Genomic DNA, 21,159 nt, shown 5'->3' on the forward strand with positions numbered 1-21,159 from the left:
TTCGTATGCAGAAAATGTGCCGGCCCAACGGTTTTCGAGAACCGGCACGAGCTGCTTCCCGGTTCGCAGACGAACCGGGAAGCAGCCGGAGAATCAGGGGCGCGGCGCCTTCGGACGCGCGACCGGCCGCGGCAGAGCACGCGTCAGACGCGGAGCCCAACCGTGCGACGGCCAACGCTTGAGACCCAGCCGGTCCGGCGTGACGCGAGTGTTGACGAACTTGCCTTCGAGCTCTTCGTCGGCCTCCCCGACGAACCGGTAGAGGATCGTGCCGCCGTTCTCCTCCGTGCGAGCGGCCGCCTCCCACCCGGTGGCTCGATAGACCGCGCGGACGATGTTGTCGGCGACGACGATGATGGGCAGCCCGTCGATCCCACGCGCTGCCGATCCCGCCGGCCACGGCTTCGACGCGAGTTCGCGCACCGCCGCCGGCGACGCCTTCTTCGCCTCGTTGACCCGCAGCACCACGCACGGCGTCGGCAGTTCGGGAGCGGGGGAGGCCGAGTACTGACGAACGAGCTCGGCGATCGGGATGGCGGCGCGGTCGGCTTCCGACTCCTCTGTTGCACCCGCCAGGTTGGTGAGTACGCATTCGCCGCGGTGCGGTTCGGTCAGTCCCAGTGCCGCGATGACCGCTTCGGCCGTCACTGCGGCGGTGTGGTCGGCGTCGGTCTTCGGGTTCAGCGCGTCGGCGACGACGAAGTGCTCCACCGCGTAGCCGGACTCGTAGACGGTTCGGATGCGCCGCAGAGCCGCCTCGGTCTCGGGTGTGGCCAGCGGTGTCTTCTCACCGGCCTCGGTCAGCTTCGAGGTCTCTCCGAGCGCCGTCCAGACGAGGGTGAAGATGCGATTTCCGCGTCCGGCGCCGACGTAGAAGATGCTCCGATCACGAGGGTCGAGCAGGGCGTAGACGTAGGCGCCGAGCTGATCGCAGATGTTCTTCGGAAGCAGTTTCGGGCTGGGAGCGCGGTCCTCGACATGGTTCACGAGAGCACGCAGGACCGTCAGGCGCAGCGCCACGGGGACCTTGCCGGCGGACCCGCCGAACAGTTCGCGGTTGGCTGCGTCCACGGAGCCGAAGGTGCGTCCGATGTGACGGCTGAGGGCGCCGAGCGCGTGGGTGAACTCCGCAAGTCTCTGGCGTGGATCGTCCGCTGTATCCGGCAACTCGTTGCTGGTCAGGAACATCTGGATCTCGGGAGATTCCAGCAGAGTTTGGGCAATGTTCGGAGGAACTGTCCACACTGTGCGCATAGAGCGACTCTAGGCCACACACAAGATTGGGGAGCCGCTCCGCGCAGGCGCCGCGCCGCCGAATCCGGAGGAAGAACCCGAGGCGAACCCGGGCGGGATAAGCTCGCGTGCCATGACAGCGGTGCGGACCCGTTCCCGTTCTCGATTGTTGCGGGACACCGCGTCGTCCGCGCAGGTCGAAGCACTCCTGATCATCGCGGTCGCGACCATCCTCGTCACACGTCTGTACCTGCACCTGACGGGCTATCCGCAGGTCGGCGGGTCGGTCCTGCACATCGCTCACGTGCTGTGGGGCGGTCTGCTCATGGTCGCCGCGTTGATGGTCTCGATGACCTTCATCGGCCGGGCTCCCGACCGTATCGCGGTGGTGCTCGGCGGCATCGGGTTCGGTCTGTTCCTCGACGAGGTCGGCAAGTTCGTCACGAAGACCAACGACTACTTCTACCGGCCCTCGGTGGCGATCATGTACGTGGTGGTCGTGCTGCTGCTCGTCGTCAATCGAGCGGTGCATCTCCGTCGCGGGCCCTCGCCCGACGAGTATCTCGCCAACGCCGCGCTCACGGCGACGGACGGGCTCACCCACGGCCTGACCCCGACCGATCGCGACCAGGCGCGAGTGCAACTCGAACGCGCTCGGGAGGGCGGAGTCGATCCCGAAGTCGTCGAACAGATCGATCTCCTGCTCGCCCGGTGCCGGGAGGTGCCGTCGCGCTTCTCGTGGGTGTCGCTCCGGCTGCCGGAGCCGCTGCGGGGTGAGCGCAGCGTCCGCGTCGCGGCGGCGCTGCTCACCGTGTTCTCCGTCGGCATCCTCATCAACGCGGCCGCCACCTTCGAGGAGGATCTCGCCGCGCGGACGAGCGACGTGGTGACCGTGATCCAGCTCGTCGGTTCCGGTGTCACCGTCCTGTTGTGCGTGGTGGGATCGGTGGGCCTGTGGCGCCGGCGGAGGTGGGCGGTGCGTGCTCTGCGGACGGCCGCGTTGATCACCGTCTTCTTCGTCGACGTGGTCGAGTTCGCCGTGCAGGAGTTCGGGGCGTTGCTCAATGTCGCCGTGGGTGCTGCTGCGCTGTCCGTGTTCTCACACCACCTGCGTCAGGTGTCCCGGCACGAGGCGCTGCCCGACACGGCGTGAGCAGGTGAGCACTTGTGTCGAGACCGTGGCGGACGAATCACGGCGCCGCTGCCCACCGTGTGCGCTTCGTCGCATACCGTATAGACCGTGAGCACCCCAGCCTCTGACGCCACCGGTTCCGCGTCGACCTGGCCCGCGCTACTCACGTGGCGTGCGGCCGATGTGTCTCGGATGGAGTCGGTACGAGTACAGCTCTCCGGCCGCCGCATCAAGGCGTCCGGTCGCATCGTGGGTGCGGAGTGCACCGACCATCCGGCCTTCAGCGCGTCGTACGACCTGGTGACGGACGAGAACGGCGTCACCCGCCGATTGTCGGTGCGCACCACCCTCGCTTCGGGTGAGCGGCACATGTCCCTCACCCGGTCCGAAGAGGGCATCTGGATGTCCGACAACGGCATCAACCATCAGCGGTCCACCTTCGGCGGGGCGTTGGACGTCGACGTGGTGTTCAGCCCGTTCTTCAACGCCCTGCCCATCCGCCGGCACGACCTGCAGGCCGGAGCCGACGACGTGGAGGTGCCCGTCGTCTACGTCAACCTCATCGATCTCAGCATCGAGGAGGCCACGGTCGTCTACAGCAGTGCGTCCGACGGCATCCACGTACTGTCGCCGCGCTCCTCGTCGTCGGTGACCGTCGACGAGGACGGCTTCGTCCTCGAGTACCGAGGACTCGCGTCCCGAATCTAGGGCTGCCCCGACGCCTCCACCGCCATGGCCACGGCGAACGCGGCCGATTCGGCGGGGTGGCTGCCGTGCCCGTGCGTGCCGCCGGTGAGGCCGACGATCTGGAGTCCGACCGGCGACGACCCGCCGTCCGGGGCCGGCACCGACACGGCCGGGACACCGAGGACGCTGAACGGGATGCACATCTGCAGCAGCGGTGCGCGCAGCTCGACGGGATCGCTCGTCAGCGGCGCCGAACGCACGCCGGTGGTGACGGTGATCAGCGCGTCGAGCTTGTCCACGGTGCGGAGGCGGTGCACGACGTCGTGACGCAGTCGCGCCACCGCCCGGGCGGCGTGGATGTACTCGTAGGCCGGCCGGGCGCGTTGCGCGGCGAGCAAGGCGGCCGTCGGAGGCTGGTAACGGCCGGGGTCGGCTTCGAACCAGGCGCGATGTGTCTCGTACGCTTCCGAGCCGGTGACCACGGGATACAGCTCGAGCATCTCGTCGGTCTCGGGCAGCTCCACGTCGACGACGCGGGCGCCCAGATCTGTGAGGGTGCGGCACGCCGTCTCGACGGCCTCGTCGAAGACGGGCGACAGATCCCAGATGCCGCCCCGCAGGCGTCCGATGCGCAGTTCGGAGACCGGAGTGCGCAGGTGCGCGATACCCGGAAGCGCGCCCCATGCGAGCGAGGCGTCCAGGGCGTCGGCGGTGAGCAGACCGACGTGGTCGAAGGTCGTCGACAGCGGGAACACGCCCTGCTCGGGAAGAACACCGAAACCGGGCTTGAATCCGACGATCCCGCACAGCGCCGCCGGGGTGCGGACGCTGCAGCCGGTGTCGGTTCCCAGCGCGACGGGCACGATTCCCCTCGCGACCAGCACTGCGGAGCCCGACGACGAACCACCGCTGATCAGGTCCGGGTTGTGGGGATGGGGGGCCGCGCCGGACACATTGATCAACCCGGTGGGTCCGTAGGCGAACTCGTGGAGATGGGTCTTCGCCACCACGATGGCTCCGGCTTCGCGGAGCTTCTCGATGACTCGAGCGTCGCGCCGGGCCGGAGGCGCATCGGCGAGGACCGCGCTGCCGCAGCGGGTGGGGAACCCGGCGACGTCGATGTTGTCCTTCACCGCGACCGCGACACCGTGCAGGGGACCGATCCAGTTTCCGGCGGCGATCTGCTCGTCGGCGAGCGCTGCGGCTTCGAGTGCCGCCTCGTCGTTGCGGGCGGCGACGGCGTTCTCCCAAGGCGTTCCGACGAGGGCGTCGAGTCCGGCGAGAACCGAGCGGACGTGCTCGCTCGGGGTCGTCTTGCCGGTGGTCAGCGCCGAGGCGATGTCGCGGAGGTTCATCGCGTCCACACTCCACCACGTCGTCCGGCTTCGCGGAATGTCTCGATCCAGCCCTCGTCGCCGGGCTGCGTGCCGACGATGGGGTCGCGACGACGCTGTTCGTAGCGGGTCCGGGCCGCGTGACCGGCGCGGGTGAGGTCGGAGGTGCTGCGGTCGGCCAGTTGTTCCCGGGCCGTCCTCAGCACCTCGAGCGTCTCGTCCAGCGCGACCAGCAGAGCCTCGGCGTTGCCCTCGCACATCGCGTCCACCAGAGGCGGGGCCGTCGCTGCGACCCGCGTGCCGTCCCGGAAGGAGCCGGCGGCGAGACCGAGTGCGAGATCGCCGCCTCCGGCGCCCGACAGGGCCAACGCTTCGGCAAGGAGGTGGGGGAGGTGGGAGACCCGTGCGACCGCCGCGTCGTGCTCCCGGGACTCGGCGGGCACGACGACGGATCCGCAGTCGAGCGCGAGGTCGGCGACCTGCCGCCACACCTCGGGATCGGTGCCGTCGTCGACGGTCACCACCCACACCGCATCGCGGAACAGGTCGGCGGTCCCAGCGGTCCAGCCGGACTCCGCCGTACCCGCCATGGGATGCCCACCCACGAAACGCCGCGACAGGCCGTGAGCGGCGACGGCAGCGGCCACTTCCGCCTTGATGCTCACCACGTCGGTGAGTGCGACGTCGGGGGCGTGCTCGGCCACCGCCTCGAGGATGCTGCCCACCGCCGGCATCGGCACCGCGATCACCACCAGGGCGTCGGTGTCGGCGGCGCGACGCAGCGTCGCGGTGAGGTCGGTGGACGCGTCGAAGCCGTCGGCGACGGCGGCCTCCACGGCCTGCGACGACCTGTTGTAACCCCACGCCTGCCTTCCGGTCGCCGCGGCGGCGCGCAGCAGCGAACCACCGATCAGACCGAGGCCGAGGACACAGACGGGCGGGGAAGAGACGGCTGAGGACACCTCATCAGGTTGGCATATCCCGTGCTGGGCTTCATTCACCGGACATGGCCGACTACCGTTGCGCCCATGGCTGCACAGCGTGTAGGGAACAAGAGCCCTTCCGTGACCCAGAGCGGGAACACCGCCGGGAATTCGAGCGACGACCTCGACGGCTTCGCCGTCGCCGTGACGCGGGAGGAAGGTCGTTGGAAGTGCCGGGCGTTGTCCGGTGCCGCACTGACGAGTCTCGATACCGCAGTGACCGAGTTGCGGGAGCTGAGAAGCTCCGGTGCAGTGTTCGGTCTGCTGAACGTGGACGACGAATTCTTCATCATCGTGCGTCCCGCACCTGCGGGAACGAGGTTGCTGCTGTCCGACGCGACGATGGCCGTCGACTACGACATCGCCGCCGACGTCCTCGATGCGCTGAACATCGAGATCCCCGACATCGATCCCGACGAGCTCGACGACATCGAGCCGTGGGAGGAGGGCGACCTCGGCATCCTGGCCGACATGGGTCTGCCCGAGCCGGTGCTCTCGGTGATCCTGTCCGAGACCGACCTGTATCCCGACGAGCAGCTCGACGAGATCGCCCAGCGACTCGGGTTCGACGACGTCCTGGGCAACACCCTGGACAAGCTCCGTTAGATGGGGCTGCGCGACGACGAGGCATTGATCCGGGTCGCGCTGGAGGCCGCCGCTGCCGCGCCCGCCGGTGACGTACCGGTGGGCGCGGTGGTGTTCGGACCGGACGGCACCGAGATCGCGCGGGCGGCGAACTCCCGCGAGGCCACCGGCGACCCCACAGCGCACGCCGAGGTGCTCGCCCTGCGCGCGGCAGCGCAGGTCTACGGCGACGGATGGCGTCTCGAGGGCGCAACCCTCGCCGTGACCCTCGAACCCTGCACGATGTGCGCGGGCGCGCTGGTGCTCTCCAGGGTGTCGCGGGTGGTCTTCGGGGCGTGGGAACCGAAGACGGGCGCCGTCGGGTCGCTGTGGGACGTGGTGCGCGATCGGCGCCTCACGCACCGTCCGGAAGTGCGCGGTGGTGTGCTCGAAGCCGAGTGCGCGGCCGTGCTCGAAGCGTTCTTCCGGGAACACCGAGGTCCGGCCTCGGAGCTGTGACCAGGCGATTTCAGGATGAGGCATGCAATCCGCTAGAGTCGTCAGCGGTGGCGTGACCGAGCGGCCGAAGGAGCGCGCCTCGAAAGCGCGTGACGGGTAACCCCCGTCCGTGGGTTCAAATCCCACCGCCACCGCCAGAGAGCCCCTTACCTGTTAGTGCAGGTGAGGGGCTTTTCTCATGCCTGCAGGTCGCCAAGGCCGGGGTCCGAAGCATCCGCTACGGCTTTTGCTATCCGCCGCGGCAATTGCTGTGGCGGATAGCGAACTTGATTGCGAGTGGACTGCGGAGTCGACGAAGCGCCCGAGGGAGTGTGGGTCGGGCTACCTGCATCCGCCCAGGTCTTCCGATAGGTTCGCGTCTGCATGCTCGCAATCGGAAGGGGAACTGTGGATCGCGTCTGCTCGACGATCGTCGGACCCGCCGAATCCGACGTCCCGCCGGCCGTTCTCGTGCACGGGGTGCTGGCCTGGGGAGACGACGAGACCTACGGATTCGGTCGGCAGCGGCCCTTGGGGGCGTCACGTCGGCTGATCCTGATGGACCGCCGCGGGCACGGCGACTCGCCGGATCTCGACGGGGCCCATCGCACCGACTACGAGGTGGACGCCGCCGACATCGTCGAACTGCTCGGTGACGGCGCCCATCTCGTCGGACATTCGTACGGTGCGGTCGCAGCGATGCTCGCGGCGGTGGAACGGCCGGACCTGGTGCGGTCGCTGTGCCTGATCCAGCCCGGGTGCCTGAAGGTTGCGGAGAGCGAACCGGTGGTCGCCGAGAACCTCGCCCGCGCTCGCGCGTCCCAGGTGACGCTCCCGCCCGAGCTCACTGCGGAGGACTATCTGCGTCTCATCACGGAGAGCGTCGGCATGCCGCCGGCGGAACCCACCCCGAAGCGACTACGCGCAGCGGCGACGTCGATGCGGGAGAGACCGTGCTGGGACGCCGACATCCCCCTCGAGTCGCTCGCGGCGGCGCCGTGGCCGAAGCTCGTCGTCGTCGGTGACTGGGCGGGCGCACCCGACGAGTACAAGCGGCTGGCGGGAGATCCGCTGACGGTCACGGCGCGGGTCGTCGCCGACCGGATCGGGGGAGAACTGCTCGAAGTTCCCGGTTTCTACCCGCACGTCCAGCAGCCGGAACGAGTCAACGAGGCGCTCGAGGAACTGTGGAGTCGGGCCGACGCCCGGTGACGAGAGGTCGGCCGACGGCGTCGGCGACCATCACGGCGAACATCCACAGCCCCGCCGCGACACCGGCGACGGCTGCCACGGCAGGCGATGCGAGACCTCCTGCCAGACCGACGATTCCGATCACCAGCATTCCCCAGCCCATGACCCGGAACATCGCGCGGCCGAAGGCCCGTGCGAAGGGAACGAAGTGCGCACCGACGACGCAGACCACCCACGCGACCGTCAGTTCCGAACGATCGAACGACGCGAGAAGCCGTGCCCCACCGACGATCAGCACGATCATTGCCACGACCGACACGAGATAGATCGTCGACGCCTGCTTCGAGGGCGGCTCCAACTGCTCGAATCTCCGCGGCCGAACCAGCACGGCCCAGACGAAAACAACGATGGCGCAGACCCACCCGGCAACGACGATCCCGGTCCACGGCGATCCCAGAGCGGCGCCGTTCACGAGCATGAAGGCCGACGCGCCGCCCGCGCCGATCAGCGCTCCCCACACCTCGGGACGATGGGTCGCTCGGTAACCTCTTGCCGTTCCCGCTCCGAATCGCTCCGCAGGCGGTGTCGTGCGCATCCAGTTCCCCCAACTCCGAGTCGACCACCGGTCCTGTGGACGCTAGCGGATGGGTGGTCGGTCGTCGTCAGAGTTCGCGCCAACTCCCGTCGTTCATGTCGTGTCCGTGCGCGGCCATCAACATGAGACCACCGTCGACAGGGATCGAGCGGCCCGTCAGATACGACGAGCGTGGGGACGCGAGGAAGGCGACGACGGAGGCGACCTCGTTGACGTGCCCGGGGCGCCCGGTGGGGTTGCCCGGCCGCTCCTCGTGGAAGGCCTCGGATTCGTCCATGCCGGTCATCGGCGTGGAGATCTCACCGGGAGCCACAGAGTTGACCGTGATGCCGTACCGGGCCCATTCGAGGGCGAGACACTGGGTGAGCATGCCGAGACCGGCCTTCGCCGTGCAGTACGCGGAGGCCCCGTAACGGGGAACGTGCTCGTGGACGCTCGTGATGTTGACGATGCGGCCGCCGCGCCCGGAGTCGATCATGTGTCGCGCGGCGCGCTGGGAGCACAGGAACGGGCCGTCGAGGTCGGTGGAGAGCATCTCCCGCCACCGTTCGAAGGACAGGTCGAGCACCTCGTCGCGGTGACCGGTGCCGGCGTTGTTGACCAGCACCCCGAGGCCGCCGAGTTTCTCGGCGAGCTCGTCGATCACGTCGGCGGTGTCCGGGCTGGTCAGGTCCTGCCGGGCCACGAAGCACCGCTGCCCGCGCTGTTCGACCGCGGCGCGGGTGTCCTCGGCCCCTGCCTCGTCGGTGTGGAAGGTGATACCGACGTCGAACCCCTCGGCGGCGAGCAGTTCGGCGGTCGCCTTGCCCGTCCCCGAGTCGGCGCCGGTGACGATGGCGAGTCTGTCGTGAGCTGGAGTGGTCATGGGTCGTGGTTACCCGTGAGTGCCCGCGGCACACTGTGACCCCACGGCAGACTGGGACCATGCGTCTGTTGCTGCTCGCCGACACCCACGTACCGACGCGCGCCCGCGACCTGCCGTCGCAGGTGTGGGACGAGGTGGACCGCGCAGACGTGGTGATCCACGCGGGCGACTGGATGGACGTGGCGCTGCTCGACGCGCTGGAGGAACGGTCGCAGCAGTTGGTGGCGTGCTGGGGCAACAACGACGGTCCGATCCTGCGGGAACGGTTGCCGGAGGTCGCGCGGGTGACCCTCGACGGTGTGCGCGTCGCGGTGGTGCACGAGACCGGAGCGTCGACCGGGCGCGACAAGCGGATGGCCGCGGCCTATCCCGACACCGACGTCCTCGTCTTCGGCCACTCGCACATCCCCTGGGACACGACCGCGCCGAGCGGATTGCGCCTGCTCAACCCGGGTTCACCCACCGACCGGCGTCGGCAGCCGTACTGCACCTACATGACCGCGACCATCGACGACGGCGTGCTCCGCGACGTCGAACTGCATCGGCTCGGGTGAGGGCGATCGAAGGGGAGGTTGTGTGCGTATTTTCGCGAACGGACGCACGCAACCTCCCCGAACTCAGTCGCCCGGGCCGATCAGTTTCCGCACGACCTTCAGGAGTTCGTCGACGTCCTCGGGCGGCGTCGTGCTCGTCTCGCCCGACATGGCGGCGCCGTAGTAGAGACCGTCGCCGATGAGCGCGACCGCGCGCGCTGCCGCGGGATCGGTGACCTCCTCCGCCAGGGCGTCGAACCAGCCCTGGTGGATATGACGCAGTGCCTGCTGGGCGCGCGGGTTCGCGGTCTGGCTCAGGCGGGTCAGGGCGACGATGGCCCGGTCGATCGGAGTGTCGGCGAAGACCGACGTGCGGATGTAATACGCCGCCGGCCCTTCGGGAGCCGCACGCATGCGTTCGACGTCCTCGGCCCCGAGCGCTTCGACGTGCTCGGCGAGACCTTCGACCAGAGCGTCCTTCGACGGGAAGTGGTAGAGCAGACCACCTTTCGAGACGCCGGCGGTTGCGGCGACGGCCTCGAGGGTCGCGGCGCGCTCGCCCTGTTCGAGCAGGATCGTCACGAAGGCGTCGAGGAGTTTGGCGCGGGCGGCTGGGGCGGGTGGCACGGCCCGATCGTACGACCTCGTTACTGTACCGTCCAGCTGGTACAGTAACGGGGGTTCGTTTCCTCTCTCGCGAAAGTTCGATATCCGTGGCGACATCTGTGCCTGTTTCGGAACCCACCGCGGTGAAGGCGGCTGCTCGGGACTGGGTCGCCCTCGCGGTGCTCATGCTCCCCGTGCTGCTCGTGTCGGTGGACAACACCGTCCTGGCCTTCGCACTGCCCGGGATCTCGTCCGCGCTGCAGCCCACCGCCGCGCAACAGCTGTGGATCATCGACATCTATCCGCTGGTGCTCGCGGGCCTGCTGGTGGCGATGGGCAGTCTCGGCGACCGCATCGGGCGACGCCGGCTGCTGCTCGTCGGCGCGACCGGCTTCGCCGCCGTCTCGGTGGCCGCGGCCTATGCACCCTCCGCGGAACTGCTCGTGACGGCGCGCGGCGTGCTCGGCTTCTTCGGCGCCATGCTCATGCCGTCGACACTGTCGTTGCTGCGCAACATCTTCCTCGACGCCGCCCAGCGGCGCCTCGCCATCGCGATCTGGGCGTCGTGCTTCGCGGCGGGTGCCGCGCTGGGGCCGATCGTGGGCGGATTCCTCCTCGAACACGCCTGGTGGGGTTCGGTCTTCCTGTTGGCGGTGCCCGTGCTGATTCCGTTGCTCGTGCTCGCGCCGATCTTCGTCCCCGAGTCGAAGGACCCCAATCCGGGCCGCATCGATGTCGTGAGCATCGCTCTGTCGATGCTGGCCCTCGCCCCGATCGTCTTCGCGATCAAGAAGATCGCCGACAGCGGCGTCGGTGCCGTCGTCATCGTCCCGGCCGTGGTCGGCGTGGTCGCGCTCGTCGCCTTCGTGCGCCGGCAGCTGCGTCGCCCGAATCCGATGCTCGACGTCCGTCTGTTCCGCGTGCCCACCTTCTCCGGTGCCGTCGCGGTGAACCTGCTGTCCGTCGTCTCCCTCGTGGGCTTCCTGTTCTTCGTGTCCCAGCACCTGCAACTGGTGCTCGGGCAGAGCCCGATGGAAGCCGGACTGAGCCTGGTCCCGGGACTGGCGGTGATGGTCGTGGCCGGGATGTCGGTGGTCGCGCTCGTACGGTGGGTGCAGCCGTCGTCGATCATCGTCTGCGCGCTCCTGCTCTCGGCGACCGGCTACGCGCTGGTGTTCCTGCTGGCCTCACCGTCGGCATTCGCACCGATCATCGTGGCGTTCGCGGTCCTCGGCGCGGGTATCGGTGCGGCGGAGACGTTGTCGAACGACCTCATCGTCTCCAGCGTCCCGCCCGCGAAGGCCGGTGCCGCGTCGGCGGTGTCGGAGACGGCCTACGAGATGGGTGCCGTGCTCGGTACGGCGATCCTCGGGTCGGTGCTGTCCGCGTCCTACAGCGCACACCTGTTGCTTCCCGCCGGGCTGGACGCAGAACAGGCGCAGGCCGCCCGCGAGACACTCGGCGGCGCCCACGCCGTGGCCGGGACCCTGCCCGCCGACCGGGCCGACGCACTGCTCGCCGCAGCGGGATCGGCGTTCGACAGCGGCGTCACCATCACCTCCGGAATCGGCGTGGTCCTCATGATCGCCTCCGCCGGAATCGCGTGGTTCACGTTGCGCCCGAATCGCGTGGTTCACGCTGCGACGCCGCCCGTGACGTAGCACCCCACGCGGAATCCGACATCGTTTAAATTTGCAGGATGCGGAAACTGGTGTGGGCGCTCGTCGCCGTCGTGGTCGTGGCGCTGCTCGGCTTCTTCGTTGCCCCATGGGTATACGGGACGTTCATCGCCGAGGACGACGCACCCGCCGCGTCCGTTTCGACCGAGGGCGCCGAAGCCGCGACCGGTGAGCTCGACGGGGAGTGGACCGTCGTCGAGGGTGCCGAACCCAACCGCACCGCCGCCGGCTACACCGTGCACGAGATCCTGCGCGGGGCCGACGTCACCGTGGTGGGCAGCACCGATCAGGTCTCCGGTTCGGCGACCATCACCGACGGCACCCTCGAGACCGCCGAGGTCGTCGTGCAGGTCGAGGGCATCACCACCGACAGCGGCCAGCGCGACAACCAGTTCCGCACCCGGGTGATGGACACCGCGGCGCACCCGACGGCGACGTTCGCCCTCACCGAGCCGGTGGACCTGTCGTCCCTGCCCGACGACGGCAGCATCGGTTCCGTCACCGCGACCGGCACGCTCACCCTGCGCGGCGCCGAACGGCCCGTGACCGTGGACGTCGACGTCCTGCGTACGGGTGAGCGCCTCGTGGCGTCGGGAAGCATCCCCACCACCTGGACGGATTACGGCGTCGAGCCGCCGAACCTCGGATTCGTGACAGTCGACGGCGCGGGCAGCGTCGACTTCCTCGTCACGCTCGAGCAAAGCTGACGCTCTCGGTCTCCTCCGCGCGGGTCTGCTTCGGCACCCAGCCGGGCGGGCCGAAGGCGTAACCGAGCTTGTCGCGGAACTTGCCGGCCGTACGCCAGTCGCGGGCGATCGCCCGGTACTCGTGCGTCTGCAGGTCCCAGATGTTGTACGTGCCCACGGGCTTGGTGAGCCCGTAGGTGGGCCGGTGGTCCTCGGCCTTGAAGGTGCCGAACATCCGGTCCCAGATGATGAGGATGCCGGCGTAGTTGCGGTCGAGATAATCGGGATCGGAGCCGTGGTGCACCCGATGGTGCGACGGCGTGTTGAACACGAACTCGATCGGGCGGGGGAGCTTGCCGACCCGCTCGGTGTGCACGAAGAACTGGTAGACGAGGCTGACGGAGAAGCCGACGAAGACCATCCACGGTGGGATGCCGATCAGGGGGAGCGGCAGCCACATGATGATCTCGCCGCTGTTGTTCCACTTCTGGCGCAGCGCGGTCGCGTAGTTGAAGTACTCGCTCGAGTGGTGCGCCTGGTGGGTCGCCCAGACCAGGCGGACGCGGTGCGCCATCCGGTGGTACCAGTACCAGAGGACATCGATGCCGACGAGCAGGATCACCCACGTGTACCAGGCGTCGGCGGGCAGGTGCCACGGCGCGACGTAGACCCACAGGGCCGAATATCCGACGAGCGCCAGCACCTTCCAGGCGGCGCTCGTGACGATGGAGACCAGGCCCATCGAGATGCTCGCGCGCGCGTCCCGCTTCTCGTAGCCGCCGCGCGGGGGATGGGCGCGTCCGTCGGGGCCCGGTTCGACGTGTTCGAGGGTGCGGGCCGCGATCCATTCGAGGATCAGGAAGGTGAGGAAGGCGGGAATCGCCAGGGTCACCGGATCGTGGAGGGGGTCGAGCAGCGACCCCCACGATTCCTGCAGGGTTTCCCACATCGCAACGACCTCCGATAGCTGTGAACAACCGTCCACGTTACCGCTGGTGTGGCATGGATCACCAGAGCCCTGCCGTGCGACCCGGGTCGCGACTCGCGTCCGCACGATTCCGGGTGGTCCGGTATTGCTGGTAGGAATTGACCCGTCCCGTCGAGACGGGCCGGTCGACGACATCAGGCAGCGCGAGAGGCATGGCATGCACATCACCGCGAGGGTCGACTACGCCGTGCGGACCCTGCTCGAACTCGCGGCGATCGAGGACGGTCGCCTGACGAAGGCGGAGACCCTCGCGACGGCGCAGACCATCCCGCACAAGTTTCTCGAGGCCGTTCTCGCCGACCTGCGCCGCGGCGGGTTGGTGAACAGCCGGCGGGGACCGGAAGGCGGCTACTGGCTCGCGCGACCCGCGACCGAGATCTCCATCGCCGACATCATCCGCACGGTCGAGGGCCCGCTGGCATCGGTGCGCGGGGAGCGGCCCGAGGACGTCGTCTACAGCGGGGCGGCCGAACGACTGCAGGACGTGTGGATCGCGGTGCGCGTGAACCTGCGCGCCGTGCTCGAGGAGGTGTCGCTCGCGGACGTCGTCGCGGGAGATCTTCCGGGTTTCGTGGAGGACCTCACAAAGGATCCCGGAGCGTGGGAGCGACGCCGGGTGTGAAACCCGCAATAGCCCTCGGGCGCGTGTGGGCGATGTCATAACTTTGCACGACTCTGCAAACTTACAGAGCTCTGCAAAATCGGTACCTTGGATGAAGTGACCACCTCTCCGGGCCTGCGCGACCGCAAGAAGGCAGCCACTCGCGCGGCCCTCGCGACCGCCGCGGCCGAACTGGCCCGCGAACACGGTCTGCCCGCCGTGACGGCCGATGCGATCGCAGCGCGCGCAGGCGTCTCGACCCGCACCTTCCACAACTACTTCGCCAGCAAGGAAGACGCCGTCCTCGCGTATCTCGAGACCCGGGTCGAGGAGTGGATCGACCTGCTCCGCGATCGTCCCGCCGACGAGGACATCATGGACTCGCTGCTCACGGTGGCCCTGGACGTCGTGCAGAACCCTGCCTGGCCGTTCGACGAGATCGTCGCGTGCATCACCCTGCTCGAGGAGAGCAATGTGCTGCTGTCCCGGCAGATCGAGGTCGAGCGGCGCTCGTCGCAGTTGCTCGTCGAGATCATCGCCGAACGCACCGGCACCGACCCCGACTCCGACCTGTACCCCTCACTGCTGAACTACGCCGCCATGGGCGCAGTGCGCGCAGCCATGGAGACACACGCGACCGGGACGACGGACCGGTCGGTCGAAGAGCTCATCCGCGAGGCGTTCGACCGGCTCCGCCGTGGTTTCCCGTAGCCCTGGTTCTCCGTAGTTCCGCCCGACCGCTGTCTCCGCCCCACCATCCGACCCCGCAGGATCTTCCGACATAGAAAGGGTGCCCCGTGGCGACCTACCTGTACCGGCTGGGCAAGTTCGCCCACAGACGGAAGGGCGCAGTGCTGTCCTTCTGGATCGCGCTGCTCGTCCTCTTCGGGGTCGGTGCAGCAACCCTGTCGGGGCCCACCACGGATGCGTTCACGCTTCCGGGCACCCCCGCGCAGAAGACCCAGGACCTCATGGCGGAGCGGTTCCCGTCGACAGAGGACCCGATGAACGGGCTCAGCGCGCGCTACGTCTTCGCCGCGCCCGACGGGCAGACGCTCGACGACCCGGAGAACCTGGCCGCCGTCGACGAGGTCCTCGCCGCGGTCCGCGGCATCGACCGCGTCTCGCCGCCCGCCAAGGTCGATCCCGCCACCGCCTCGCCGGAGGAACAGGCCGGCGCGCTGGTGAACCCGGTCCTTGCCGACGCCGGTCTCGTCGAGCAGATGAAGGCCGTCGCCGCACAGCAGGGCACTCCCGAAGAGGCTGCGCTGTCCGACGCCCAGGCCCTGTCGCCGCTGAGCGCCGACCGCACCGTCGGCTTCGTCACCGTCCCGTTCGAGGGCGAGATCACCGACGTCGACCAGGCCCTGCGCGACCAGATCTTCGACGCCGCCGAGATCGGCCGTGACGCCGGCCTGACCGTCGAGGTCAGCGGTACGGCCGCCGCCGAGATGGGCATGCCCGGTGGCACCGCCGAACTCATCGGCATCGGCATCGCCGCGATCGTGCTCACCCTGACCTTCGGCTCGCTCGTCGCCGCCGGACTTCCGCTGATCACCGCACTCGTCGGCGTCGGCATCGGCAGCCTCGGCATCACCATCGCCTCCGGCTTCGCCGACCTCAGCTCGATGACCCCGACGCTCGCGGTCATGATCGGCCTGGCCGTGGCGATCGACTACTCGCTGTTCATCGTCTCGCGCTTCCGGCACGAACTCACCGTCACCGCGGATCGCACCGAGGCCGCCGGCCGCGCCGTGGGCACCGCCGGTTCCGCGGTCGTCTTCGCCGGCCTGACGGTCATCATCGCCCTCATGGCGCTGAGCGTCGTCGGCATCCCGTTCCTGTCGGTCATGGGTTACGCCGCCGCGTTCACGGTGCTCATGGCCGTGCTCATCGCCGTGTCGCTGCTGCCCGCCGTGCTCGGACTGTTCGGTGAGAAGGCCTTCGCCGGACGCATCCCGTTCCTGAACAAGCGCGGTTCCGACGACGACACCCCCAAGGCGGGTGCCAAGTTCGTCGGTCTGATCACGCGCCGCCCGGCCATCCCGCTGGTTGCCGCTGTGGTCGTCCTCGGCGCGCTCGCGCTGCCCGCCACCGGACTGAACCTCGCCCTGCCGTCGGAGGCCACCTCCGACCCGGCGACCAGCGCCCGCAAGGCCTACGACCTGGTCGACGAGGGATTCGGTCCCGGACGCAACGGCCCGCTGGTCGTCGTCGTCGACACCCAGGACGCCGACGTGGAGGCCCCGGTCGCGTTCGGTGCCGTCGTCGGCAAGCTCTACGAGAACGACGAGGTCGTCAACGCCCAGATCGTCGCGGTGAACGAGGCGGGCGACACCGCCCAGATCCTCGTCACCCCGCGCAGCGGCCCGACCGATCCCGCGACGATGGACCTCGTCCAGAGCATCCGCGACGGCGAGACCGAATTGAACGAGGAGTTCGGCCTGTCCTACGGCGTGACCGGCCAGACCGCGCTCGAGGGCGACATCTCCGACAGCCTCCAGAGCGCACTGGCTCCGTACCTCGCGGTCGTCGTCGGCCTCGCCTTCATCCTGCTGATGCTGGTGTTCCGCTCGATCCTGGTCCCGCTCACCGCGACCCTCGGCTTCCTGCTCAGCGTCCTGGCGACCTTCGGTGCCACCGTCGCGGTCTTCCAGGAGGGCTGGGGCGGCCTGATCGCCAACCCGCAGCCCATCGTGAGCTTCATGCCGATCATCCTCATCGGCGTCGTCTTCGGTCTCGCGATGGACTACCAGGTGTTCCTGGTGACGCGTATGCGTGAGGACTACGTCCACGGCGCGAGCGCACTCGAGGCCGTCCGCAGCGGCTTCGCGCACGGCGCCCGCGTGGTGAGCGCAGCGGCGATCATCATGATCTCGGTGTTCGCGGCGTTCATCGCCGAACCGGACTCGCTGATCAAGTCGATCGGTTTCGCACTCGCGGCGGCGGTCTTCTTCGACGCCTTCATCGTCCGCATGGTCATCATCCCGTCGGTGATGGCGCTGCTCGGCGACAAGGCGTGGTGGCTGCCGAAGTGGCTCGACCGGATCCTTCCGAACGTCGACGTCGAGGGCGAGAAGCTCACCCGCGAGCTCGGCGCCACCGAGCCCGCACCGGAATCCGCACGAGTGTGACGAACCCCGCCCGGCCACGTACCCGACACGGTACGTGGCCGTCCGGGTGGTTCGTGAGGATTGCTGCAGGGAGTCGCAGGTAGCGTAATGCCCATGTTGCTACGGCTGTTGCGCCGCTTCATGGCGCCCTATCGGGGTGCCCTCGCGGGGGTCGTACTCCTGCAGCTGGTCGCGACCGGGGGCATGTTGCTGCTCCCGAGTCTCAACGCCGACATCATCGACAACGGCGTGGCGACCGGGGACATCGACTACATCGTCCGGACCGGTCTGCTGATGCTCGTCATCAGCGCCGTCGAGGTCGGTGCCGCGACCGGTGCCGTCTACTTCGCGGCGCGTGCCGCGATGGGCTTCGGCCGCGACGTGCGGCTCGCGCTCGTCCGGAATGTGGGGCGGTTCTCGGCACGCGAGTTCGGGACGTTCGGTGCCCCGTCGCTGATCACCCGCAACACCAACGACGTGCAACAGGTCCAGATGCTGGTGCTGATGACCTGCACCATCGTCGTGACCTCCCCGATCATGGGGATCGGTGGCGTCATCATGGCGATCCGCCAGGACCCCGGCACCTCGCTCGTGCTGGTCGTCGCCGTCCCGGTGCTGATCTTCACCATGGTCACGCTCATCGCGCTCATGCTGCCCGGCTTCCGGGTCATGCAGAAGCGCATCGACTCGGTGAACCGGGTGCTGCGCGAGCAGATCACCGGCATCCGCGTGATCAGGGCATTCGTGCGCGACGAGACCGAGAAGGCCCGCTTCGACGGCGCCAACGACGACCTCACCGCCACCGCCCTGCGCGTCGGCCGCGTGAACTCCGTGCTGTACCCGGCGGTGCTGCTGATCTCGAACGTGAGCACCGTCGGCGTCCTGTGGGTGGGCGCCCACCGCATCGACTCCGGTGCGATGCAGGTCGGCTCCATTACCGCCATGATCACCTACATCGCCCAGATCCTCATGGCCGTGCTCATGACGTCGTTCGTCGCGATCATGGCTCCGCGCGCCGCGGTCTGCGCCGAGCGCATCCTCGACGTGCTCGACACCGAACCGACGGTGTCCTCCCCCGCCGAACCGGTCCGCGAACTCCCGACCCGCGTCACCCTCGAACTCCGCAATGCCGGTTTCTCGTATCCCGGTGCCGACGCTCCCGTGCTCAGCGGGGTGTCGTTCCGCGCCGACCCCGGTTCCACCACCGCGATCATCGGCGGCACCGGCTCGGGCAAGAGCACCCTGATGCGGCTCGTGCCGCGGCTGATCGACGTCACCGCCGGGCAGGTGCTCGTCGCGGGTGTCGACGTCCGGGCACTCGACACCGACGTGTTGCGCTCGCGCATCGCCGTCGTGCCGCAGAAGGCCTACCTGTTCTCCGGCACCATCGCCGACAACCTCCGGTACGGACGCGCCGACGCCACCGACGACGAACTGTGGCACGCCCTCGAGGTCGCGCAGGCCGCCGACTTCGTCCACAAGACCGAGGACGGACTGAACACGGTTCTCTCCCAGGGCGGCACCACGGTCTCCGGCGGACAGCGGCAGCGACTCGCGATCGCCCGCGCCCTCGTCCGCCGGCCCGCCATCTACCTGTTCGACGACGCCTTCTCCGCACTCGACCCGGCGACCGACTCCCGCCTGCGCGCGGCGCTCGAACCCGAGACGCGCGACGCGTGCGTGCTCATCGTCGCGCAGCGGGTCTCCACCGTGCAGGACGCCGACCGCATCGTCGTCCTCGACAACGGCGTCATGGTCGATTCCGGGACGCATCTCGGTCTGCTCGGCCGGTGCCGGACGTACTCGGAGATCGTCGAGTCGCAGAGGATGGCCACGGTATGACGACTCCGGAAGCGGCGGCACCGTCGCGTCTGCGCACCATCCGCCGGGTGCTCGGCCTGCTCCACCCGCACCGCTACGCCGTCTACTCGGTGCTGCTGTCCGCCTTCCTCGGTGTCGTGAGCATGTCGGTGGCGCCCTTCGTGCTCGGCCGCGGCACCGACGTCATCTTCGACGGGGTGGTGGGCATGCAGCTCCCCGCCGGACAGACCAAGGACGAAGCCGTCGCCGGTCTGCGCGCCGAGGGCCGCGACCAGTTCGCCGACATGGTCTCGGGGATGGACGTGGTGCCCGGACTCGGCATCGACTTCTCGGCCCTCGGCCGGATCCTCGTCATCGTCCTGGCGCTGTACCTGCTCTCGTCCGGTCTGATCTGGGTCGCCGCCTACGGCCTCAACGAGATCGTGCAGCGCGTCGTGCGCGACATGCGGTCGCGGATCGAACGCAAGATCCACCGGTTGCCGCTGCGGTACTTCGACACGCATTCGCGCGGCGACCTGCTCAGCCGCGTCACCAACGACATCGACAACGTCGCCGCGGGCATGCAGGAGTCCATCTCCCAGCTCGTCCTCGCGGTGCTGACGCTGCTCGGTCTCGTGGTGATGATGCTGTTCATCTCGCCGATGCTCGCGCTCGTCGCGATTCTGACCGTCCCGGCGTCGGTCGTGGCGACGGCAGTGATCGCGCGTCGCTCGCGCAAGCACTTCCTCGCGCAGTGGGAGACGACCGGCAAGCTCAACGGGCAGATCGAGGAGGCCTTCACCGGGCACGAGCTCATCACCGCCTACGGCCGCACCGCGGAGGTGCAGCGACGCTTCACCGACACCAACGAGTCGCTGTACCAGGCCTCCTATCGCGCGCAGTTCGTGTCCGGCCTGGTGATGCCGTTCGTGACCTTCCTCGGCAACGTCGGCTACGTCGTCATCGCGGTGCTCGGTGGTCTGCGGATCGCGTCGGGCACCGCGACGCTCGGCGAGATCCAGGCGATGATCCAGTACTCGCGTCAGCTCGTGCAGCCGCTCGCGCAGATCGGCGCGATGGTCAACCTCCTGCAGTCGGCGTCGGCGTCGGCCGAGCGGGTGTTCGCGGTGCTCGACGAACCGGAGGAGGAACCGGAGGTCGCGGCGCCGACGATGCCGTGGAGCCGGCACGGACTCGTCGAGTTCGAGAACGTCGCCTTCTCGTACACCCCCGACCGGCCGCTCATCGAGAACCTGTCGTTGCGGGCCGAACCGGGCCAGATGATCGCGATCGTCGGACCCACGGGCGCCGGCAAGACCACCCTCATCAACCTGATCCTGCGCTTCTACGAGGTCGACGCGGGCCGGATCCTCGTCGACGGCGTGGACATCCGTTCGATGTCCCGCGACGAACTGCGCTCGCGCATCGGCATCGTCCTGCAGGACACCTGGCTGTTCGGCGGCACCATTCGCGAGAACATCGCCTACGGCAACCCGTACGCGACCGAGAACCAGATCATGTCCGCGGCCAGGATGAGTTACGTCGACCGTTTCGTGCGGGCCCTGCCCGACGGCTACGACACGATCATCGACGAGGAGAACGACGGCAACCTCAGCGCCGGCGAGCGTCAGCTCATCACGATCGCGCGGGCGTTCGTGTCCAAGCCGTCGATCCTCATCCTCGACGAGGCGACGAGCTCGGTCGACACCCGCACCGAACTGCTCGTCCAGCAGGCCACCGCGCGGTTGCGCGACGACCGCACCAGCTTCGTCATCGCCCACCGCCTGTCGACCATCCGCAACGCCGACCGCATCGTGGTGATGGAGGACGGACGGATCGTCGAACAGGGCACGCACGAGGGGCTGCTCGAGGCGGCCGGTGCGTACGCGAGGCTGTACGACGCGCAGTTCAAGGCACTCGTGGAGTGAACGCGGGAGACTTCGGCGCGGCCTGATACAAACCATTCCGTCCTCGCGGGCGGAGCGGGACACTTCTGGCCATGACGGGGGTGCGGACAACGGCGGTACGGTCGACTCTCGATCTCGTGCGTTCTGCGCGACCGGGGGTCTCT

General features: G+C 68.7%; 20 protein-coding genes and 1 tRNA gene. 14 read left to right on the forward strand and 7 right to left on the reverse strand.

What is annotated here, in order from left to right; all coding sequences use genetic code 11:
* Window positions 1–93: 93 nt before the first annotated feature.
* Window positions 94–1,254: a GIY-YIG nuclease family protein gene (locus tag ACPCXD_RS21430; RefSeq protein WP_026061283.1), complete on the reverse strand. Its 1,161-nt coding sequence runs from the start codon at window positions 1,252–1,254 to the stop codon at window positions 94–96.
* Window positions 1,255–1,366: 112 nt separating this feature from the next.
* Between ACPCXD_RS21430 and ACPCXD_RS21435 the strand changes: the two genes are divergently transcribed.
* Window positions 1,367–2,386: a hypothetical protein gene (locus tag ACPCXD_RS21435; RefSeq protein ID WP_160876156.1), complete on the forward strand. Its 1,020-nt coding sequence runs from the start codon at window positions 1,367–1,369 to the stop codon at window positions 2,384–2,386.
* An 87-nt stretch (window positions 2,387–2,473) separates the two neighbouring features.
* Entirely contained in the window at window positions 2,474–3,073 is a 600-nt protein-coding gene (locus ACPCXD_RS21440; protein WP_081314818.1) for a putative glycolipid-binding domain-containing protein, read from the forward strand.
* Here ACPCXD_RS21440 and ACPCXD_RS21445 read toward each other — a convergent pair.
* Both ACPCXD_RS21445 and ACPCXD_RS21450 read right to left on the reverse strand, forming a co-directional pair.
* Window positions 3,070–4,416, reverse strand: a complete 1,347-nt coding sequence (locus ACPCXD_RS21445) for an amidase (RefSeq protein ID WP_160876154.1) — start codon at window positions 4,414–4,416, stop codon at window positions 3,070–3,072. The two genes, ACPCXD_RS21440 and ACPCXD_RS21445, sit on opposite strands and share 4 nt — an antisense overlap.
* Entirely contained in the window at window positions 4,404–5,366 is a 963-nt protein-coding gene (locus ACPCXD_RS21450) for a prephenate dehydrogenase (RefSeq protein ID WP_419957095.1), read from the reverse strand. The genes ACPCXD_RS21445 and ACPCXD_RS21450 overlap by 13 nt, the downstream gene beginning before the upstream one ends.
* 48 nt (window positions 5,367–5,414) lie before the next feature.
* On the opposite strand from ACPCXD_RS21450, the gene ACPCXD_RS21455 reads away from it, so the two are divergent.
* From ACPCXD_RS21455 to ACPCXD_RS21470, 4 genes are all read left to right on the forward strand, one after another.
* Entirely contained in the window at window positions 5,415–5,975 is a 561-nt protein-coding gene (locus tag ACPCXD_RS21455) for a tRNA adenosine deaminase-associated protein (protein WP_202400029.1), read from the forward strand.
* Window positions 5,976–6,452 carry a nucleoside deaminase gene (locus ACPCXD_RS21460; protein ID WP_006552538.1) on the forward strand — a complete coding sequence of 159 codons (477 nt, stop codon included), beginning with the start codon at window positions 5,976–5,978 and terminating at the stop codon, window positions 6,450–6,452. It abuts the gene before it with no gap.
* Between the two features lie 46 nt (window positions 6,453–6,498).
* A tRNA-Ser gene (locus tag ACPCXD_RS21465) sits at window positions 6,499–6,589 on the forward strand.
* A gap of 250 nt (window positions 6,590–6,839) precedes the next feature.
* Entirely contained in the window at window positions 6,840–7,643 is an 804-nt protein-coding gene (locus tag ACPCXD_RS21470; RefSeq protein ID WP_088899156.1) for an alpha/beta fold hydrolase, read from the forward strand.
* On the opposite strand, the gene ACPCXD_RS21475 is transcribed toward ACPCXD_RS21470, so the two are convergent.
* Together ACPCXD_RS21475 and ACPCXD_RS21480 are read right to left on the reverse strand one after the other, a co-directional pair.
* On the reverse strand, window positions 7,597–8,217 hold the full coding sequence (locus tag ACPCXD_RS21475; RefSeq protein ID WP_423661110.1) for a hypothetical protein: 621 nt from the start codon (window positions 8,215–8,217) through the stop codon (window positions 7,597–7,599). The genes ACPCXD_RS21470 and ACPCXD_RS21475 overlap by 47 nt on opposite strands.
* Before the next feature lie 67 nt (window positions 8,218–8,284).
* Window positions 8,285–9,082: an SDR family oxidoreductase gene (locus tag ACPCXD_RS21480; RefSeq protein ID WP_423661111.1), complete on the reverse strand. Its 798-nt coding sequence runs from the start codon at window positions 9,080–9,082 to the stop codon at window positions 8,285–8,287.
* Window positions 9,083–9,141: 59 nt separating this feature from the next.
* Between ACPCXD_RS21480 and ACPCXD_RS21485 the strand changes: the two genes are divergently transcribed.
* Window positions 9,142–9,636, forward strand: coding sequence for a metallophosphoesterase family protein (locus ACPCXD_RS21485; RefSeq protein WP_088899154.1), 495 nt, complete (start codon window positions 9,142–9,144; stop codon window positions 9,634–9,636).
* Window positions 9,637–9,699: 63 nt separating this feature from the next.
* Here ACPCXD_RS21485 and ACPCXD_RS21490 read toward each other — a convergent pair whose 3' ends face one another.
* Window positions 9,700–10,242, reverse strand: coding sequence for a TetR/AcrR family transcriptional regulator (locus ACPCXD_RS21490; protein ID WP_026060897.1), 543 nt, complete (start codon window positions 10,240–10,242; stop codon window positions 9,700–9,702).
* A gap of 98 nt (window positions 10,243–10,340) precedes the next feature.
* Here ACPCXD_RS21490 and ACPCXD_RS21495 point away from each other — a divergent pair, with 98 nt between their 5' ends.
* Both ACPCXD_RS21495 and ACPCXD_RS21500 read left to right on the forward strand, forming a co-directional pair.
* Entirely contained in the window at window positions 10,341–11,882 is a 1,542-nt protein-coding gene (locus tag ACPCXD_RS21495) for an MFS transporter (RefSeq protein ID WP_160876142.1), read from the forward strand.
* A 38-nt stretch (window positions 11,883–11,920) separates the two neighbouring features.
* Window positions 11,921–12,607, forward strand: coding sequence for a YceI family protein (locus ACPCXD_RS21500; protein WP_160876140.1), 687 nt, complete (start codon window positions 11,921–11,923; stop codon window positions 12,605–12,607).
* Here ACPCXD_RS21500 and ACPCXD_RS21505 read toward each other — a convergent pair.
* Window positions 12,588–13,535, reverse strand: coding sequence for a sterol desaturase family protein (locus ACPCXD_RS21505; RefSeq protein WP_423661112.1), 948 nt, complete (start codon window positions 13,533–13,535; stop codon window positions 12,588–12,590). The genes ACPCXD_RS21500 and ACPCXD_RS21505 overlap by 20 nt on opposite strands.
* Window positions 13,536–13,731: 196 nt before the next feature.
* Between ACPCXD_RS21505 and ACPCXD_RS21510 the strand changes: the two genes are divergently transcribed.
* The 5 genes from ACPCXD_RS21510 (at window position 13,732) to ACPCXD_RS21530 (ending at window position 21,016) form a co-directional block, all read left to right on the forward strand.
* Complete coding sequence (locus ACPCXD_RS21510) at window positions 13,732–14,196, forward strand: RrF2 family transcriptional regulator (RefSeq protein WP_016690968.1); 465 nt, start codon at window positions 13,732–13,734, stop codon at window positions 14,194–14,196.
* 96 nt (window positions 14,197–14,292) lie between these two features.
* Complete coding sequence (locus ACPCXD_RS21515) at window positions 14,293–14,886, forward strand: TetR/AcrR family transcriptional regulator (RefSeq protein WP_423661113.1); 594 nt, start codon at window positions 14,293–14,295, stop codon at window positions 14,884–14,886.
* 86 nt (window positions 14,887–14,972) lie between these two features.
* A complete protein-coding gene (locus ACPCXD_RS21520; RefSeq protein ID WP_160876136.1) occupies window positions 14,973–17,309 on the forward strand; it encodes an MMPL family transporter in 2,337 nt (778 codons plus the stop codon).
* Between the two features lie 93 nt (window positions 17,310–17,402).
* A complete protein-coding gene (locus ACPCXD_RS21525) occupies window positions 17,403–19,130 on the forward strand; it encodes an ABC transporter ATP-binding protein (protein WP_160876134.1) in 1,728 nt (575 codons plus the stop codon).
* Window positions 19,127–21,016, forward strand: coding sequence for an ABC transporter ATP-binding protein (locus tag ACPCXD_RS21530; RefSeq protein ID WP_016690972.1), 1,890 nt, complete (start codon window positions 19,127–19,129; stop codon window positions 21,014–21,016). Before ACPCXD_RS21525 ends, ACPCXD_RS21530 begins: the two co-directional genes overlap by 4 nt.
* Window positions 21,017–21,159: the final 143 nt, after the last annotated feature.

The organism is Rhodococcus sp. AB351 (genome assembly GCF_049538275.1).
Lineage (GTDB): Bacteria > Actinomycetota > Actinomycetes > Mycobacteriales > Mycobacteriaceae > Rhodococcus.